Source organism: Bradyrhizobium sp. in8p8 (assembly GCF_000426845.1).
Classification (GTDB): domain Bacteria; phylum Pseudomonadota; class Alphaproteobacteria; order Rhizobiales; family Xanthobacteraceae; genus Bradyrhizobium; species Bradyrhizobium japonicum_C.
In genome coordinates this window covers 21,077-39,093 of sequence record NZ_KE384580.1, presented here as the reverse complement: position 1 = coordinate 39,093, position 18,017 = coordinate 21,077, and the positions used below count along the sequence as shown (strand labels likewise).

The window sequence follows — 18,017 nt, the reverse complement described above, 5'->3', positions numbered from 1 at the left end:
CTGAAACTAGCGCCACAATATCGAGTTTGGCAACCGGCAGGCTCGTATGTTTTCACATTTCAGTGTTCCAGGAAATAACTCACAACTATACATTAACTATTTGATCCAAAGACACAATGTGGACTTCCACCGGTTCAACGCGCTGCCCTCGAAGCCTATTGACGCGAACCGAATGCAGCGCTTTTCTGTCGGGCAATAAAATCATAAGCCGGTCGACAGGCCTTGAGTGTCCGCGACCGCATCCTTCGGAGGACGTCCATGGGGCCGTTGACGGGCTTACGCGTCGTGGAGATGGCGGGCATCGGACCCGCGCCGTTCTGCGCCATGCTGCTCGCCGACATGGGTGCCGAGGTCGTGCGGGTCGATCGCGTCGCGCGCGCCGATCTCGGCCTCGATCTCGGCAAGGAGCCGCGCTTCGACGTGCTTCGTCGCGGCCGCAAATCGATCGCGCTCGATCTCAAGAAGCCCGAAGCCGTTGCCGCGACGATGCGCCTGATCGCGCAGGCGGATGTCGTGATCGAAGGGTTCAGGCCCGGCACGATGGAAAGGTTGGGCCTCGGTCCTGAGCCATGCCTCGCCGCCAACCCCAAACTCGTCTATGGCCGCATGACCGGTTTCGGTCAGGAGGGCCCCGAAGCGTCGCGGGCCGGTCACGACATCAACTACATCGCGTTGTCCGGCGTGCTGAGCGCAATCGGACGACAGGGCTCCGCGCCCGTTCCGCCTCTGAACCTGGTCGGCGATTTCGGCGGCGGCGCCATGTTTCTGGCCTTCGGCGTACTCGCGGCCCTCTACGAGCGCGGACGCTCGGGCAAGGGCCAGGTGGTCGACGCGGCGATGGTGGATGGATCGGCGTATCTGGCGACCGCCATTCACGGTATGGCCGCGCTGGGGTTATGGCAGCAGGAACGCGGCACCAACATCCTGGATTCCGGCGCGCCTTGGTATGACACCTACGCGACCTCGGACGACAAGTTCGTCTCGATCGGCCCGGTCGAACACCGCTTTTTTCAGGAATTGCTCGCGCGTTTGAAGATCGATCCGGCGACGTTTCCGGAACAGTTCGACCGCTTGCGCTGGCCCGAGATGCGTCAGCGCTTCGCCGAGATATTTCGCGCCAGGACCCGCGATGAATGGTGCGAGTTCATGGAAGGCAGTGATGCGTGCTTCGCTCCGGTCCTGACGTTCAACGAGGCGCCGCAACACCCGCACAACCGGATGCGCGGCACTTTCGTCGAGATCGCCGGCGTCACCCAGCCCGGACCCGCGCCCCGCTTCAGCCGGACAGCGCCGGCCGTTCCGCACCCGCCTCCCGTCATCGGCGCGAATGCACAGGAGGTTCTGCGCGACTGGGGCTTTTCGCCGCGTGAACTCGACGACCTCTACACCACGGGCGCGCTTTCTCGCCCCAATGATGAAGTGACGCAATGACCGAACACATCAAGATCACCGAACAGGACGGGGTGCTGACGCTCGAGCTCAACCGTCCCGATCTCCGCAACGCGATATCGGACGAGATGATCGAGACCATCGTCGCGACATGCGACCGGATCAACCGCGACATGAGCGTGGGGTGCATGGTGATCACGGGCGCCGGCGACGGGTTTTGCTCGGGCGGCGACCTTAAAGACATGGTGACGCGCACGGGCCATTTCGCCGGGCCGCCGTTCCATGCACGGCGCGTCTATCTTCACGGCATCCAGCAAATCCCGCTCGCGCTCTATCATTGCCAGGTGCCGACGATTGCCGCGGTGAACGGTTCAGCCGTCGGTGCAGGCTGCGATCTCGCCTTGATGTGCGATCTGCGCATCGCGTCCGAGAAAGCGTCTTTTGCCGAGAGCTTTCTCCGCGTCGGCCTGATCTCGGGCGACGGCGGCGCCTGGTTCCTGCCGCGGCGGGTCGGATTGGCGAAGGCTTGCCGCATGACTTACACCGGAGAGTTCGTCAAGCCCGACACGGCCCTTCAATGGGGCCTCGTCGAGGAGGTCGTACCGCACGAACAGCTGATGGAGCGCGCACGCGCGCTGGCGACGCAGATCGCAGCGCAGCCGCCGCAAGCGCTGCGAATGACCAAACAGCTGTTGCGTCGATCGCTCGACATGACATTGCCGGACAGCCTGGAACTGGCAGCCGCGATGCAGGCGATCTCGCTCGAAACGTCCGATCACCGCGAAGCGTTCACCGCCTTCAAGGAGAAGCGAAAGCCCAACTTCACCGGCAATTGAGCCGGCGTTTTCAAGCCAGAGGCCGCCACGATGTTTTCAGCACCTACGATCCAGACAACGGTTTTTGCCAGGCTTCCGGAAAAATATCATCTGACCGGCCGCCAGACGCCGTGGCTGAAACTGCAACGTCGCGGCGAGAATCTGCATTCGTTCCTGGAGGGCCCGAGTTTCGATCGCGACGGAAACCTCTACGTCGTCGATGTCCCGTTCGGCCGCATCTTTCGCATTTCTCCGACCGGCACGTTCGATCTGGTCGCCGAATATGACGGCGAGCCCAACGGTCTGAAGATTCACCGCGACGGCCGCATCTTCATTGCCGATCACAAGCAGGGCATCCTGCTGCTCGACCCTGCGCGCGGCGCCGTCTCGCCGATCGTCCATCGCGATCAGATCGACGGTTTCAAAGGCCCCAACGACCTGGTGTTTGCCGGCAATGGCGACCTCTACTTCACCGACCAGGGCCAAACCGGACTGCAGGATCCGAGCGGGCGGGTTTTCAGGCTGAGCGCCGCCGGAAAACTCGAAAAGCTTCTCGAGGGAATACCGAGCCCGAACGGGATCGTACTCGACGCAAAGGAGACCACCGTCTTCGTGGCGGTCACGCGTGGCAATTGCATCTGGCGCGCGCCGATGCTGCTCGACGGCTCGGTTTCGAAGGTCGGCATCTTCATCCAGATGAGCGGCGGTGTCGGGCCGGACGGAATGGCGATGGATGACGATGGCAACCTTGCGGTCTGCCATCCGGGAATGGGCGCGACCTGGCTGTTCTCTGCGGCCGGCGAACCGCTGTACCGCATTCGATCGTGCACGGATAATTTCCCGACCAACTGCGCGTATGGCGGCCCCGATCGCAAGTCCCTCTTTATCGTCGAGTCTCATTCCGGCGCGATTCTGCGCGCAGAGATGCCGACGGCGGGACGCAAGATGTTTTCCCACGTCTAGGCCGAACCGTCAGACAGAGAGCCCGATGAGCGGAATCCCACCCTTCACCCCACATGAGTTGCCGGAGACCTCCCGCCACAAGCGGGCCGAGGTTCGCGAATTCCTGATGCAGCAGCAGGCATCCGGGACTGAGTTTCGCTCGAATTCCTGGACGCGGGTCGATCGCGCCTTCAGCGAACAGTGCGGTAGCCGCGGCTATATCGGGGCGACCTGGCCGAAGAAACATGGCGGCCAGGATCTATCGCCCGTGGAGCAGTTCGTCATCATCGAGGAGATGCTGGCGGCCGGCGCGCCGGTCGGCGGCCACTGGCTCGCGGACCGGCAGAGCGGGCCCCAGATCATCCGCTTCGGCAGCGAGCGGGCCAAGCGGGACATCCTTCCGGAGATCGTCGCGGGGCGCTGCTGCTTTGCCATCGGGATGAGCGAACCCAATTCCGGCTCCGATCTCGCAAGCGTCCGCACCCGGGCAACGCGCGAGCAAGGCGGCTGGCGTATCGAGGGCCGCAAGATCTGGACCACGAATGCTCACAATGCCCAGTACATGACGGTGCTGTGCCGCACCGAGGCCGGCGCGCAACGGCATGCCGGGCTGTCGCAGATGATCGTCGCGTTGCCGGACCCCGCGGCTTCGATTTCTCCAATCCTCAATCTGGCGGATGAGCGCGAATTCAACGAAGTCGCCTTTGACGGCTGCTTCGTGCCCGACGATATGGTGCTCGGCGAGCCCGGCGAAGGCTGGAAGATCGTCACCAGCGAGTTGGCGCTCGAACGCAGCGGGCCCGATCGTTTCATGTCGACGGTGCCGTTGCTACGTGAAGCGAGCGCGCTCCCGGTGTCCGGCGAAGCCGAAGTGCAGCGGACCATCGGGCGGGCCATCGCCCATCTCGTCACCTTGCGCGGCATGTCGATGTCCGTCAGCGGCATGATCGGCGAAGGACAGTCGCCCAATCTGCAGGCGGCGGTGGTGAAGGATCTCGGTGCGGTCCTCGAGCAGGAGATCGTCGAGATCGCCCGCGACCTCATCGAGGAGAAGGCATCAGCGGTGGACGATAGGCTCATCCGCCATTTCACCCGTACGACGCTCGAGGCCCCCTCCTTCAGCCTGCGTGGCGGCACCCGCGAAATCCTGCGCGGCATCATCGGCAAGGCCCTGACGCCCTGAGCGCAGCGCGTTCGGGCCACGCATCGATTCCGGTTATCTCAGGCAGCGACCACGGCCCAGAGGTCGCCGTTCTCGCGCGCTCGCGCGCCCAACCATCCGTGCCAGTGACTTTCGCTGCCGTCCTCGCTGCGCCAGGACCAAAGCCGCTTGGTCATCGGCCCGAGGCCATATTCCTGGGTGAAGCCCATGGCGCCGTGGACCTGATGCGCCGATGCGGCAACGAGCGTGGCGGCATCGCTTGCGCGCGCCTTGGCAACCGCCGCCATGAACGCAATGCGCGCGAGATCGGATTCGACTGCGGCGATATCGACCGCCGACCGCGCCGCGGCGACCTGCGTTGCCATCACCGCCAGCGTTTGCTGGATGACCTGGAAACTTGCCAGCGAGCGGCCGAACTGGTGGCGCTCCGAAGTGTAGGTCACGCTCAGCTGGAGCACGCGCTCCATCGCGCCCACCATCGAGGCCGCGCGCAGCAGGGCCATCCTGGCCAGGATCGTCGATGCCGTGAGGTCGGGCGGGAGATCGTGCCAGACCGTCGTCTCGGCATCGCAGATCGAGAGATCGACGCGGTCGCGGGGTTCGCCGGCCATGTTGATGTCGTGGGCCACCACGATGTTCTCGCCCAGCGGCAACAGCGCGATCCGAAGCGCGGGCCCGTCTGTTGCAAGGACCACCAGATCGGAGCAGCGCGCCCACGGCACGCGATGCGAACGAACCTGGCTGCCAAACCGACCGCATAGAGGAAGCGGCGAGTCCACGCCGAATGCCAGGCTGACCGGATTATCCCGCGGCTCGATGCCGGCGAGGCCGAGCAGCCAATTGCCCAGCATCGGCTCGATGATCGGGAGCGGCAATGCTCCTGCGCCGCACAGCCGCGCCAACTGCGTTGCGCTGTCGAAGCCGAGGCCGATCCCTCCCGCACTCTCCGGAGCAAGGGTCAGGGGCAGTCCGGCCGCCAACACGCTTTCCCAGAGCGCTACCGGAAAGATGCCCTCGCGAAGCGCCGCGTGGCTCGATGCCAGATCGGCGCGCTCGAGCAGGCGTTCGACGGTTGTTTCGATTATCGCACTTGGGGACGACATCTGATCTCTCCACAAAAGTCGCATCATTGTCGGACAAAATAGCCAGCCGGTAAAGCCGCCGCACGCCACAAACTTCGCCTAAGCTGGCAAATTGCTCTGCAAGGGCGGCTGATTGCTTGACAAAGCCACCCATCGTCGGACAATTATTGTCCGACAATTAAAACGACATTTGGGAGGGAATGATGGTGCTCAGAACGGCCGCCATGCTTCTTGGAAGCGTCTTGCTGTTGGCGCCGGCGATGGCTCAGGATAATTCGGTGATCCGGATCGGGGTCATCAACGACCAGTCGGGTCCCTACGCCGACCTTGGCGGTAAGGGCTCGGTGATCGCGGCGCAAATGGCGATCGACGATTTCGGCGGCAAGGTTCGCGGCAAGCCGGTCGAAATGATCTCGGCCGACCATCAAAACAAGCCCGACATCGCCGCCAACATCGTTCGACAATGGTTCGACAATCAGAATGTCGGCCTTGTCGTGGACCTGACCACGACGGCAGTCGCTCTCGCGGTGCGCGAGCTCGCCGAAAGCCGCGACAAGATCCTCATTCCGTCGGCGGGAGCGAGTTCGGACCTGACCGGAAAATACTGCTCGCCCAACCTGATCCACTGGACATTCGACAGCTACGCGCTTGCGAACGTGACCACCAAGGCGCTCATCAAGCAGGGCAGCGACAGCTGGTTCTTCCTGACCGGCGACAACTCCGGCAGCATTGCGCAAGAGCAGGACGCGATGAAGTTCGTCAAGTCGAACGGCGGCACGGTCGTGGGCTCGGTTCGCCATCCGCTCAATACGTCCGACTTCTCATCCTTCCTGCTCCAGGCCCAGGCCTCGAAAGCCAAGGTGATCGGCCTGGCCAATGCGGGCTCCGACACCGTCAATTCGATCAAGCAGGCCGGCGAATTCGGCATCACTCATGCCGGGCAGAAGCTCGCCTCGTTGCTGATGTTCATTTCCGACGTGCATGCGATGGGACTGCAGACGGCGCAGGGCCTCTTGATTTCGACCCCGTTCTACTGGGACGCCAACGACGAAACGCGTGCCTGGAGCCGCCGTTTCATGGCCAAGTTCGGCCGCGCACCAACGATGGCCCAGGCCGGCGTCTACGGCGCCGTGCAGCACTATCTCAAGACTCTTGCGACCACCGACGAAACCTCCGGCCGGGCGATCGTGAAGAAGATGAAGGCGACCCCGGTCAATGATTTCATGGGCCATAACGTCCAGATCCGCGAGGACGGCCGCGTCATGCGCGACATCTACCTCGTACAGGTCAAGACGCCCCAGGAATCCAAGGAGCCCTGGGACTACTACAAGATCCTCGCGACCGTGCCCGCCAACGAAGCCTTCCGCCCGTTGTCCGAGGGTGGCTGTTCGTTCGTCTCCGGCAAGACGAACTGACGTGCAGATGACGGCTGCAGATCGGCAGGCGCCGGCTTGCCGATCTGCGGCGCACTGAATTGGAGTGGCTCAGATGTCCATCGCGATTTCGACCGACGGCGGCAAGATATTCTATCAGGCGAGTTCGCTGGTTGCGCCGTGGCGCGAACCCGCCGGGGTCGTGCTCATGCATCATGGCGTCGCGCTGACCGGCGATGCCTGGTGTGATTGGCAGCCGGCGCTGCTGGCGGCCGGATTCCGGGTGATCCGGCTCGACATGCGCGGTTTCGGTCGATCCGAGCCGACGCCGGAAGGGTATGGCTGGTCATTGCCGAATTTCTTCGCCGATATCGATGTCGTGCTGGCCGCGGAGAATGTCGACACGTTCCACTACGTCGGGGAATCGCTCGGCGGGCTGATCGGGCTCGGCTATGCCGCACGCTATCCGGAGCGGATTCGTTCCTGCGCTCTGCTTTCCACTCCATTTGACGGCAAGCGTATCAAGGCGGTCGATACCTGGCGCGCGACGATCGACAAAGGCGGCATGGCCGCATGGTCGGACGCGCTGATGCCGATGCGCTTTGCCGACGGCGATGTCGATCCGCGCCTCTATGCTTGGGTCCATCGGCTGCAGGCGGAATGCGCGCCGAGCGCCGTGTACGAGCAGGCGGAGTTCATCAAGACCCAGGACCTGTCATCGCAGCTCGACCAGATTCGCGCTCCCGTTCTGATCCTGGCTCCGGACGGCAGCCCCTTCGTCGATCGATCGCTCGCCGCCGACCTGCATGCGCGCCTGAAGACATCTGAAATCCAGTGGTTCCCCGGGCAACGCCACTCGCTGCTGCTGAGCCGCGCGGGCGAATGCGCCTCCGCTTGTGTGGACTTCATCAAGCGCCGGCTGTAGCCCGCGAGCAACATCGATCGCGCATACCGCTCACCGATCGCAGCAGGAAGCACGCCATGACCAACTCCAACGCCGCTCATCCTGTCGGGACCGTCGAGGCCGGAGCGTTGGCGATGCTGGCGCAGCCTTCTGTTCACTATGGCGCACATGCCGAGGACAAGGTCGCCGAACTGGCGCAGCTCCGCGGCGTCCAACGTGTGCTGCCGATCGTCACCTCCTCGCTGGCGGAGAACCCGATCGTCAGAGCGTCGATCGATCGACTTGGAGCGGCGGCGCTTCCGATGTTTCGGGACCTGAAGCCCCATACGCCGTTCGATGTCGTGCTGGCGTTGACCGCCGCCATCGAACGTCATGCGCCCGACCTCCTTGTCGTGTTCGGCGGCGGCAGCGCGATCGATGCGGCGAAGATCGCCGGCTTGTCCGTCGCCACGGGCGTGCGAGATCACGAGGCCCTGCTCGGCCTGCGCTCGATACCCGACGCGCTCGGCGTGTCGCAGGCCTCGCCGGCCAAACGCAGCATCCCGATCATCGCGGTGCCGACCACGCTGTCGGCGGCGGAATTCGGCATCATCGGCGGAGCAACGGATACAAGGAGCGGGATCAAGCACCTGTTCAAATCGGACACGCTTGCGCCCGACATCATCGTCTACGACCCCTGGCTCGGCGCAGGCACGCCTTTGGATCTCTGGCTTTCCACCGGCATCCGCTCGGTCGACCACGGTGTTGAAACCGTTCTCTCGCGCGACGCCAACCCGTTCACCGACGCGTTGGCGCTACGTGGTCTGGCACTGCTGCGTGAAGGCCTGAGCGCGGCCCATGCCGATCCAGCCAACATCGAGGCGCGGCACCGCTGCCAGCTTGGCGTCTGGCTGGCGGGATCGGGCATCGGCCGTGTGCGATATGGCGCCAGCCACGGACTCGGTCACCAGCTCGGAGCGATTGCCGGCGTGCCGCATGGCATGACATCCTGTGTCCTGCTGCCCGCCGTGCTCGCGTTCAACGAACCGGTGTCACATGAACGGCAAGCCGAAATCGCCGCGGCTTTCGGCGCCGCCGGCAAATCAGCCACCGATGCCGTTCGTCACTTCATTGCCTCGCTGGGACTACCGACCCAACTGTCGGAGCTCGCGGTCGACGACAGCGCGCTGCCGCGGGTGGCCGAAACCGGCCTCGGCAATGCGTTCGTCAAAGCCAATCTTCGGCCGATCCAATCGGCCGAAGACATCATGATGATCCTGCGCGCAGCGCGTTAGCCGCACCTTACTTCTTCAGCAGGGGACACTCGCTCTCCGACAGTGGCCGCGCGGCGTCCTCGGCGGGAATCGTGGCGACCTGTTCGTAATAGTCCCATGGTCCCTTGGATGCCTTCGGATCCTTGACACGGAACACGTAGAAGTCGCGGAGCACACGCCCGTCCTCGCGGATCCTGCCATTCTTCGTCATGAAATCGTTGATCGGCAGCGACTTCATGGCCTTCATCACGGCAGCCGAATCGGTCGTTCCGGCGGCCTTGATCGCCTTCATGTAATGCAGAACGCTGCCATAGACTCCCGCTGGCACCATGTGCGGCATCACCTTGTTGCGCTCGAAGAAGCGCTTCGACCAGGCGCGGGTTTCGTCGTTCATGTCCCAGTAGAAGGATTCGCTGACCAGCAGTCCCTGCGAGGCATCCAGGCCCAGACCGTGAACGTCCGGCAGCAGGGTCAATAGACCGATCATCTGCTGCTTGGCCGAAACGCCGAACTCCTTGCCGGCCTTAGCGAGACACTTACCTCGGGCTGGGCGACTTCGGGGGCAACTCGGTTGCGCTGGACGCTGCGATTGTGGGCTGCGATAATGGCACCGGCGGCGATCACCGCGCGCACGGCTTCTGCTTGAGCGCGTCGACCGGAGGCTTCGATTTTGCGTCACGATCGCCCTTGAACTCAGCACAGCAAAGCACGTGAGCGGCCGATTATCATCGATCGCGAACCAGACGACGTCCTTTTTCTTGGTCTCGAGGTTCGGCTCGGGCGCGTACTCGGCCAACCTATTGGATGGCCCCAGCATCGGTTTTTCGGCTTCAGTCATCCGCGCCAGCGTGGTGACGACGTGTTGCGGATACCCATGGCAACTGTATGCCAGTATTGCTTTCCGTGTTGGTCAGTCCAGCCAGCGCTTTTTCAATTGCCCTGCTTTACCGAGCCGCAGCGCTGCGAAATACATGGAACATCGCAGCCGTGACTTCGTCCGGAGCGGATGCGCCTGTGTTCGAGAACCACTGCGGAGCCCAATTGAACGCACCAAAGATGGCAAATATGAACATTTTCGGATCGTCCACGCAGATCGTGCCATCTTTGCTGCCTTCTTCGAGAATTTTCCGAACGGTGATCTCAAATTGCTTCTTGAGCGAGCGAAGCTTGCGTCGTGACTGCGCGTTAAGCGAGCGGTCGCTGACCAGAGCCAGGCACACCCCGAACTCGGACAGTATGAGTCTGCCATACATCGTGAAGAACTGTTCGAGGCGGTCGATTGCGGGAAGCTTCGCGTCTTGATCGCGAGACAAGGCCTCATTGAGGTCGACGAGAGCCGTATGCGCCACCTGATAGAGCAGGTCTTCCTTACTCTCGATGTAGTAGTAGATCGTCGGCTTGGTTACATTGAGAGCTTCGGCGATCTGATCGATAGTTGTTTCGTGAAAGCCGCGATCCGCGAACAGAAGTGCTGCCTGTTTAAGGATTAGACGACGCTTGGCCTCGTGCTGCTCCTGGCGCAGGTCGACGCTTTCCCAAACATTGGGACGCTTTCTCCCCACTGGTTTTTTCGTCATCCCTGTACTTCCCCAAGTTGCGGCAGGATGCAGGAAGCGACACACCGTCGCGCCCTGTCTCCAATGCACATTTCTCCGGCTGCGTTCAAGCCGCAGGTCGCAAGCCGCTCCGCGGCTTGACATTTACCTAGAGGTCAGAGATAGCCTACTCCTCAGTAAGATACATCTAAATGACAGGTTTTTGGGAGGTTTTATGCATCGTCGTACATTTTTGCTGAGCTCGGCCGGTGCGGCGCTGTCGGCTTTTGCTCCGGCGACAGGTGTTCTCGCTGCGGATGAGCCGGCTGATTTTCATATCGCCGGTATCCTGGCGTTTTCCGGCGCTTACGGCATCATCGGCAAGGACATGCGGCAGGGCGTCGAACTCGCCATCGCCGATCGCGGCGGCAAGGTGCTCGGCAAGCCGATCCGGGTGTCGTGGGAAGACGACGAGACCAAGCCGCAGCCCGCGGTGCAGAAGGCGACCCGCCTGCTTGCGGGCGGTGCGCAGATGATGTTCGGCGCAGTCGGCTCGGCATCGACGCTGGCGCTGCAGGGCCTGGCCGACCAGCGCAAGATCCCGCTGCTGGTGACCATTTCCGCCGACGACAAGATCACGCGGCCGAACGGTTCGCGCTACACGTTCCGCACCTCGAACACGCTCGGCATGGAAATCCGGATGTGCATCGAGTTCGCGAAGGTGAAGGGGCTGAAGAAGATCTACGGTGTGACCGCCGACTACCAGGCGACCCGCGACGGCTGGGAACTGTTTGCCGCCGAGGCGAAGAAGGCCGGGATCGCGATCGTCGGCAATGACTACGCGCCGCTCGGCAACCGCGACTACTCCGTCATCGTGGACAAGATGGCGAAGTCCGATGCCGACGGCATTGCCGTCATCGTCACCGGCAACGACGCCGTCACCTTCCTCAAGCAGTCCGGCCAAGTCGGTCTCAACAAGAGCAAGACCCAGTTCGGCCCGGTGCTGCAGGACGAGACCCTCGCGGCGGCCGTCGGTCCGGCTGCGGTCGGCGTCTATTCCGGTGTGCGCTATCACTTCACGGTCGATAACCCGGCCAACAAGAAGTTCGTCGAGGCCTATCGCGCCAAGTACAACGAGTGGCCGTCGAGCTTTGCCGGCGAGGCCTATGACGGCATCAGCTGGTGGCTCGATGTCGTCGAATCCACCAAGAGCTGGGACCGCGAGACGTGGGTCGATGCCTTCGCCAAGAGCACCCGCGAGAATTCGCTCGAGGGCAAGAAGGTGATGCGCGGCTGCGATCATCAGGCCGCGCAGGTCGGCCTGTGGGGCGTCGTGACCGAAGGTCAGGCGCCGCTGCCGCCGCTGACCATGAAGATCACCGACGTCTTCGACGCTTCGAAGCTGTTCGACGTCTGCTCGTAAAACGGAGGCGTGTCCCGGCGTCGGGACACGCCTCACCCCCTTCTATAAACCGCGGACCAATCTGGCGTGTCGACGATCGTTATCGGCTTGAGTTTGAGCTTCCTGCTGTTCCTGCTGGCGGCAGGGTTGACGCTCATCTTCGGCATGCTGGGCGTGATCAATTTCGCGCACGGCGCCCTTTATATGCTGGGCGCCTATGTCTGCTATCAGATTGTGCACTGGACCGGTTCGTTCTGGATCGGGCTCGCTTTCGCCCCACTGGTCGTCGCGGCGCTAGGCGCAGCGATGGAAGTCGTCACGCTGCGGCCGGTCTACAATCGCGATCATATCTATCAGTTGCTGCTGACCTTCGGCTTCATCCTGGTGATCGAGGAATCGGTTCGCCTGATCTGGGGGCTGGATTACAAGCAGGTGCCGACGCCCGATCTGTTCTCGCAGCCGATTGCGCTGTTCGGCAGCCAGATCCCCTCCTATCGCCTCTTCATCATCGGCTTCGGCGCGCTGGTCTCCGTCCTGCTGTTCCTGCTGCTCGACCGCAGCAAGCTCGGCATGGTGATCCGTGCCGCGAGCTCGGATTCCGAAATGGCGCAGACGCTCGGCGTCGACGTGGCGAAGGTACGCACGGCGGTGTTCGCGCTCGGCTCGGGGCTGGCCGCGCTCGGCGGCGTCGTCGCGGCGCCGCTGGTGCCGATCGAACTCGGCATGGGCTTTAGCGTGATCATCGACTGCTTTGTGGTGGTGATCATCGGCGGCCTCGGCAACATCAAGGGAGCGATCTTCGCCGCGCTGCTGCTCGGCATGGCGCGCGCCGCCGGCTTCACCTATGCGCCCGAATGGGTGGAACTGATCACTTTTGTTCTGCTTATCGTCACCCTGATGACCCGGCCATCGGGCCTGTTCAGCCGCAAGGGACGTGCGGCATGAGCATGCTCCGCCTCGACCAGATCCTCATGGCCGCCGCCGTCGCTGCCATGATCGTCTTTGCGATGGTTTCGACCAGCGAGGAAAGCCTCAACCTGATCAGCCTGATCCTGATCTGGGGCCTGCTTGCGATCGGCTTCGACCTGATCTTCGGCATGGCCGGCATGCTGTCCTTCGGACATGCCGCCATGTTCGGCGCTGGCGGCTATGCGCTGGCGCTGCTGGCGCCTCAGTTCGGCTTCCTGCCCTCGCTGCTGGTGGCGGCCGTCGCCGGCGCGGCGCTGGCCTTCCTGCTCAGCGTGTTCGCATTGCGTGTGTCGGGCCTGTTCTTTTCGCTGCTGACGCTGTCGCTGGCGCAACTCGTCTACATCCTAGCCAGCACGAAGCTGCGGGCCTTCACCGGCGGTCTGGACGGTATTCCCGGCGTGCTGCGGCCGGCCCTCTTCGGCGTCGATTTCTACAACAACCGCAACTATTTCTACTTCCTCGTCGTGGTGTTCGTGATCGGCGTCGCGATCATGGCGCTGTTGCGTATCTCGCCGTTCGGCAGCGCGTTGAAGGCGGTGCAGGCCAATGATGTCCGCGCCGAGCAGATCGGCTACAATGTACAGCGGCTGCGCCAGTGCGCCTTCATGATCTCCGGCGCCTATGCCGGCGTCAGCGGCGCGCTGCTGGCTTCGCTGATGTTCTATGTCAGCCCGCAGATGCTGCACTGGAGCACGTCGGGCGACGTACTGATCATGACGCTGCTCGGTGGCAAGGGCACGTTGCTGGGACCGGTGCTCGGCGTGGCCGTATTTGAAGTCCTGAAGGAAGAACTCAGCCAGTTTACCGAACACTGGTACGGCGTCCTCGGCATCGTCTTCATTCTCTGCACCATCTTTCTGCCGAACGGCATCGCCGGCCTGTTCGCCGTCCTCGGACGCGGCAGGAAGGGGGCGTCGAAATGAGTGCGGGCAACGTCTCCCTGCAGTGCGAGAACATCCAGGTCGCGTTCGGCGGTCTCAAGGCGGTCGCGGGCGTCAGCCGCAGCTTCCAGTCGGGGCGGATCTATGGGCTGATCGGGCCCAACGGGGCCGGCAAGACCACGCTGATGAATGCGCTGTCGGGTCATGCGACGCTGGCGGCCGGGCAGGTGATCCTGAACGGGCGGGACATCACGAAGCTCTCCGTTCATGCGCGCACCCGCGCCGGCCTTGGTCGCAGCTTCCAGATTACCAAGATATTCTCCGGCATGACCGTACTGGAGAACCTGAAGCTCGCGGCGTTCGCACACCGTTATCGCGTACAGCCGTTCTGGATGCCGGCCGGCCGCTTCGCCGAGATCCGTCAGGATGCTGAAAAGGTGCTGGCGCAGATCGGGCTGGAGCGTCTCGCCCACGCGCCGGCTGAAAATCTCTCGCACGGCGACCAGCGCGCCCTCGAAGTCGGCCTGGCGCTGCTCAGCGATCCCAGCGTGCTGCTGCTCGACGAGCCGCTGGCCGGCGTCGGCCATGAGCGCCTCGAGCAGGCGCTCGAACTGATCAGGCGGATCGTGGCGGGCCGTACCGTCCTGCTGATCGAGCACAACATGGACGTCGTGATGCAGATCTCCGACGAGATCGTCGTGATGGTGCAGGGACAATTGCTAGGGTCCGGAACACCGGCGGAGATCAGGGCCAACCCGGCGGTGCGCGCCGCCTATCTCGGGAACGACGAATGAGCGCGCTGGCCCTGCAGGATTGCGACGTCTTCTACGGCAAGGCGCAGGCGCTGCATCATGTCTCGCTCGACGTGGCGGAGGGCGAGGTCGTTTCGCTGATCGGCCGCAATGGCGCCGGCAAGAGCACGCTGCTCAAGGCTGCGATCGGTCTCAATGCCGTGCGCAGCGGCCGGTGCCTGATGGGCGATCGCGACGTTACGGCACTGAAACCTTATGAACTCGGACGCCTTGGGCTGGCCTTCGTTCCGGAAAACCGGCGGATCTTCCCGAACCTGACGGTCGAGGAAAACCTGAAGATCGCGACCGTGATGGGGCGCAAGGGTCCGTGGTCGCTGCAGCGCATCTACCAGCTTTTCCCGCGACTTCAGGAGCGTGCCTCGCAAGGTGGCGATACGCTGTCCGGCGGCGAGCAGCAGATGCTGGCGATCGGCCGCGGCTTGCTGACCAATCCGGAAGTGCTGCTGCTCGACGAGCCGACCGAAGGGTTGGCGCCTTTGATCGTCGATCAACTCATCGAGGCCATGCGCATCATCAATGCCGAAGGCATTGCCATGTTGCTGGTCGAACAGAATTTGAAGGTGCCACTGAAGCTGGCGCGCCGGCAATTCGTCATCGATAATGGCCGGGTGGTCTGGTCGGGCACCACCGAAGAACTGCAGGCCGACCGCGCCCGTATCGAATCCCTCATCAGCGTCTAGGAGAAGGTCATGGCCGACGTTTACATCATCGGGGTCGGCATGACGCGGTTCGGCCGCTACCTCGACGACCGGTTGGAGACGATCGCCCGTGGGGCGGTGGAAGAGGCGCTGTCGGACGCCGGCATCGCGCGCGGCGATGTCCGGGCCGCGTTTTTCGCCAACACGGCGCAAGGCGTCGTGGAGGGCCAGCACCTGGTGCGCGGCCAGCTCGTTCTGCGGGCGCTCGGATTCGAGAGCATTCCGGTGACGAACGTCGAGAATGCCTGCGCCAGCGCATCCACGGCGCTCAACGCCGCCTTCTCCTACATCGCGTCGGGGCAGGGCGATATCGCGCTGGCGGTCGGCGCGGAAAAAATGAATTCGAAGGACCGCGAAAAATCCTTTGCGATCTTCGGCGGCGCCTGGGACGTACACGACGTGGATGGCAGCGTTCGCCGCCTGACTGCGCTCGGCAAGGATCTCGCGCTGCCGCCCGGCGCCGGCCAGAACAGCGGCAAGCGCAGCGTCTTCATGGACGTCTACGCCTCGCTCGCGCGCTATCACATGCATCGCTTCGGGACCACCCAGCGGGACATCGCCGAGGTGTCCGCGAAGAACCACCGGCACTCCTCGCTGAACCCGAAGGCGCAGTATCAGGACTCCATGACTGCCGACGATGTGCTGGCGGCGCGCGAGGTATCGTGGCCGCTGACGCTGCCGATGTGCGCGCCGATCAGCGACGGCGCGGCGGCCGCGATCGTCTGTTCCGCGGAGAAGGCGCGCGCGCTCGGCGCCACGCGGGCGATCCGGATCGCCGCCTCGGTGCTGGCATCGGGTTCTGACCGTGAGGCCGATGACCTCGAACGCCATTTGTGCCGGCTCGCGTCCAATCGTGCCTATGAGATCGCCGGAGTCGGCCCCGCCGACATGTCGGTCGCGGAGGTTCATGACGCCAGCGCGTTTGCGGAACTGCATCAGGCCGAACTGCTGAGCTTCGCGCCGATCGGCGATGGCGGCCGCCTGGTGCGCGACGGCGATACCGCGCTTGGTGGCCGGATACCGATCAACGTCTCCGGCGGCCTCGAGTCGCGCGGTCACCCGATCGGGGCCACGGGCTTGGCGCAGATCTACGAACTCGTCACGCAGCTCCGCGGCGAGGCGGGCGCTCGTCAGGTCGAGGGCGCGCACCACGCTATTGCCGAAAACGGCGGCGGCTTCCATCATTATGAAGAAGCGACCGCCTGCATCACCATCCTGGAGCGCTGAGGGCTATCCATGCGTCTGATCGATTTCTTCGACCGTGGCGTCGGCATCAATCCGTCGCGCACCTGCCTGAAGGATGCGACGGTCTCGCGCACCTTCCGCGAGGTCCAGCTGCGCAGCTACCGGATCGCAAACGCACTCGCATCCGCCGGATTGAAAACCGGCGAGATGGCCGCGGTCTACAGCCCCAACGGGGCGACGGCTTTCGAGTGCATCCTGGGCATCATCCGCGGCGCCAATATCTGGGTGCCGATCAACGCCCGCAATTCCACCGAAGACAACGCCTACATCCTCGAAAACTGCGACGTGCAGGCGCTGTTCTACCATAGTGAATTCGAGGCGAATGTGCAGGTGTTCCGCAAGGAATGCCCGCAGATCCGCATCTATATCTGCATCGACAAGGACGGCGCGGACGCCCCGTTCCTGCTGGACTGGATTGCGAACGCGCCCGAGACCGATCCCAACGTTCCCGAGGATCCGAGCAAGCCGATCTCGGTTTTCTCGTCGGGCGGCACCACCGGGCGGCCGAAGGGCGTGCTGTGGACCAATCTGGTCTGGGAGACCATGATCTCGAACTTCTTCACTTCGATGCCGGTGCAGAAGCCGCCGGTTCATCTCGTCGTGGCGCCGATGACTCACGCGGCGGGCGGCGTCGGCATCATGCTGATGGCGGCGGGCGCGACGCAGATCATCCTTCCGGGCTTCGACGCCGCCAAGGTGGTGAACGCGATCGAGACCGAAGGCGTCACCCACATGTTCCTGCCGCCGACGGCGATCTACATGCTGCTGGCTCATCCCGGTATCAAGCAGCATGATTTTTCCTCGCTCGAGCATTTCATCTACGCTGCCGCGCCGATGTCGGTGGACAAGCTGAGGGAGTGCCTTGAGGTGTTCGGGCCGGTGATGACGCAAACCTTCGGCCAGGCCGAAGCGCCGATGCTCTGCACCTTCCTGTCGCCGCAGGAACATCTGGTGATCGGCGATCCCGACAAGGAAAAGCGCCTGGCCAGTTGCGGCCGGCCGACGCTGCTGACTCCGGTCGAGATCATGGACGATGACGGCAATCTGATGCCGGCCGGCGAGCGCGGCGAGATCGTCGTGCGCGGCAATCTCGTGATGCCCGGCTACTACAAGAATCCGGAGGCGACCGCGGAGGTTTCCACCTTCGGCTGGCACCACACCGGCGACATCGGATTCAAGGACGAGGATGGTTACGTCTATATCGTCGACCGCAAGAAGGACATGATCATCTCGGGCGGCTTCAACGTCTATCCGAGCGAGATCGAGCAGATCATCTGGGGCCACCCCGCGGTGCAGGATTGCGCCGTGATCGGCGTGCCCGACGAGAAATGGGGCGAGGCGGTCAAGGCCGTCATCGAACTCAAGCAGGGTTCGAGCACCAATTCCGATGAGATCATTGCGCTGTGCAAGGCGAAGCTCGGCAGCGTGAAGGCGCCGAAGTCGGTGGATTTCTGGGACAGCCTGCCGCGCAGCGCGGTCGGAAAGGTCCGTAAGAAGGATATTCGCGAGACGTTCTGGAAGGGACGCACGCGCGCCATCTGAACGGGGAAGAAGC

Annotated in this window: 17 protein-coding genes; 14 read left to right on the top strand and 3 right to left on the bottom strand. The window is 63.4% G+C overall.

What is annotated here, in order from left to right:
• Window positions 1-258 precede the first annotated feature (258 nt).
• From K408_RS0136920 to K408_RS0136905, 4 genes are read left to right on the top strand one after another with little or no spacing between them, the layout of a single operon-like run.
• Window positions 259-1,431: a CaiB/BaiF CoA transferase family protein gene (locus K408_RS0136920; protein ID WP_024343215.1), complete on the top strand. Its 1,173-nt coding sequence runs from the start codon at window positions 259-261 to the stop codon at window positions 1,429-1,431.
• The gene (locus K408_RS0136915) at window positions 1,428-2,225 is read left to right on the top strand and encodes a crotonase/enoyl-CoA hydratase family protein (RefSeq protein WP_024343216.1); all 798 of its coding nucleotides are present in this window, start codon (window positions 1,428-1,430) and stop codon (window positions 2,223-2,225) included. Before K408_RS0136920 ends, K408_RS0136915 begins: the two co-directional genes overlap by 4 nt.
• Window positions 2,226-2,255: 30 nt before the next feature.
• On the top strand, window positions 2,256-3,167 hold the full coding sequence (locus K408_RS0136910; RefSeq protein ID WP_024343217.1) for an SMP-30/gluconolactonase/LRE family protein: 912 nt from the start codon (window positions 2,256-2,258) through the stop codon (window positions 3,165-3,167).
• A 25-nt stretch (window positions 3,168-3,192) separates the two neighbouring features.
• A complete protein-coding gene (locus tag K408_RS0136905; protein WP_024343218.1) occupies window positions 3,193-4,329 on the top strand; it encodes an acyl-CoA dehydrogenase family protein in 1,137 nt (378 codons plus the stop codon).
• Window positions 4,330-4,367: 38 nt separating this feature from the next.
• Here the strand turns inward: K408_RS0136905 and K408_RS40080 are convergent, their stop codons facing one another.
• Complete coding sequence (locus K408_RS40080) at window positions 4,368-5,411, bottom strand: acyl-CoA dehydrogenase family protein (RefSeq protein WP_024343219.1); 1,044 nt, start codon at window positions 5,409-5,411, stop codon at window positions 4,368-4,370.
• Window positions 5,412-5,593: 182 nt separating this feature from the next.
• Between K408_RS40080 and K408_RS0136895 the strand changes: the two genes are divergently transcribed.
• From K408_RS0136895 to K408_RS0136885, 3 genes are all read left to right on the top strand, one after another.
• Complete coding sequence (locus tag K408_RS0136895; RefSeq protein WP_029674752.1) at window positions 5,594-6,805, top strand: ABC transporter substrate-binding protein; 1,212 nt, start codon at window positions 5,594-5,596, stop codon at window positions 6,803-6,805.
• 73 nt (window positions 6,806-6,878) lie between these two features.
• Window positions 6,879-7,688 (top strand): alpha/beta fold hydrolase, encoded by an 810-nt coding sequence (locus tag K408_RS0136890; RefSeq protein ID WP_024343221.1) that lies wholly within the window; start codon window positions 6,879-6,881, stop codon window positions 7,686-7,688.
• 56 nt (window positions 7,689-7,744) lie between these two features.
• Window positions 7,745-8,941 (top strand): iron-containing alcohol dehydrogenase, encoded by a 1,197-nt coding sequence (locus tag K408_RS0136885; protein ID WP_024343222.1) that lies wholly within the window; start codon window positions 7,745-7,747, stop codon window positions 8,939-8,941.
• A gap of 7 nt (window positions 8,942-8,948) precedes the next feature.
• On the opposite strand, the gene K408_RS44055 is transcribed toward K408_RS0136885, so the two are convergent.
• A complete protein-coding gene (locus K408_RS44055) occupies window positions 8,949-9,737 on the bottom strand; it encodes an ABC transporter substrate-binding protein (protein WP_283805303.1) in 789 nt (262 codons plus the stop codon).
• A gap of 127 nt (window positions 9,738-9,864) precedes the next feature.
• Entirely contained in the window at window positions 9,865-10,497 is a 633-nt protein-coding gene (locus K408_RS40070) for a TetR/AcrR family transcriptional regulator (RefSeq protein WP_024343224.1), read from the bottom strand.
• Between the two features lie 193 nt (window positions 10,498-10,690).
• Between K408_RS40070 and K408_RS0136870 the strand changes: the two genes are divergently transcribed.
• The 7 genes from K408_RS0136870 (at window position 10,691) to K408_RS0136840 (ending at window position 18,004) form a co-directional block, all read left to right on the top strand.
• On the top strand, window positions 10,691-11,878 hold the full coding sequence (locus tag K408_RS0136870) for an ABC transporter substrate-binding protein (protein ID WP_024343225.1): 1,188 nt from the start codon (window positions 10,691-10,693) through the stop codon (window positions 11,876-11,878).
• Between the two features lie 66 nt (window positions 11,879-11,944).
• Window positions 11,945-12,802 carry a branched-chain amino acid ABC transporter permease gene (locus K408_RS0136865; RefSeq protein WP_024343226.1) on the top strand — a complete coding sequence of 286 codons (858 nt, stop codon included), beginning with the start codon at window positions 11,945-11,947 and terminating at the stop codon, window positions 12,800-12,802.
• Window positions 12,799-13,749, top strand: a complete 951-nt coding sequence (locus K408_RS0136860) for a branched-chain amino acid ABC transporter permease (RefSeq protein ID WP_024343227.1) — start codon at window positions 12,799-12,801, stop codon at window positions 13,747-13,749. Before K408_RS0136865 ends, K408_RS0136860 begins: the two co-directional genes overlap by 4 nt.
• Window positions 13,746-14,501, top strand: a complete 756-nt coding sequence (locus K408_RS0136855; protein ID WP_024343228.1) for an ABC transporter ATP-binding protein — start codon at window positions 13,746-13,748, stop codon at window positions 14,499-14,501. The genes K408_RS0136860 and K408_RS0136855 overlap by 4 nt, the downstream gene beginning before the upstream one ends.
• Complete coding sequence (locus K408_RS0136850) at window positions 14,498-15,199, top strand: ABC transporter ATP-binding protein (protein WP_024343229.1); 702 nt, start codon at window positions 14,498-14,500, stop codon at window positions 15,197-15,199. The genes K408_RS0136855 and K408_RS0136850 overlap by 4 nt, the downstream gene beginning before the upstream one ends.
• A 9-nt stretch (window positions 15,200-15,208) precedes the next feature.
• A complete protein-coding gene (locus tag K408_RS0136845) occupies window positions 15,209-16,444 on the top strand; it encodes a thiolase family protein (RefSeq protein WP_024343230.1) in 1,236 nt (411 codons plus the stop codon).
• A gap of 9 nt (window positions 16,445-16,453) precedes the next feature.
• Window positions 16,454-18,004 (top strand): AMP-binding protein, encoded by a 1,551-nt coding sequence (locus tag K408_RS0136840; protein ID WP_024343231.1) that lies wholly within the window; start codon window positions 16,454-16,456, stop codon window positions 18,002-18,004.
• Window positions 18,005-18,017: the final 13 nt, after the last annotated feature.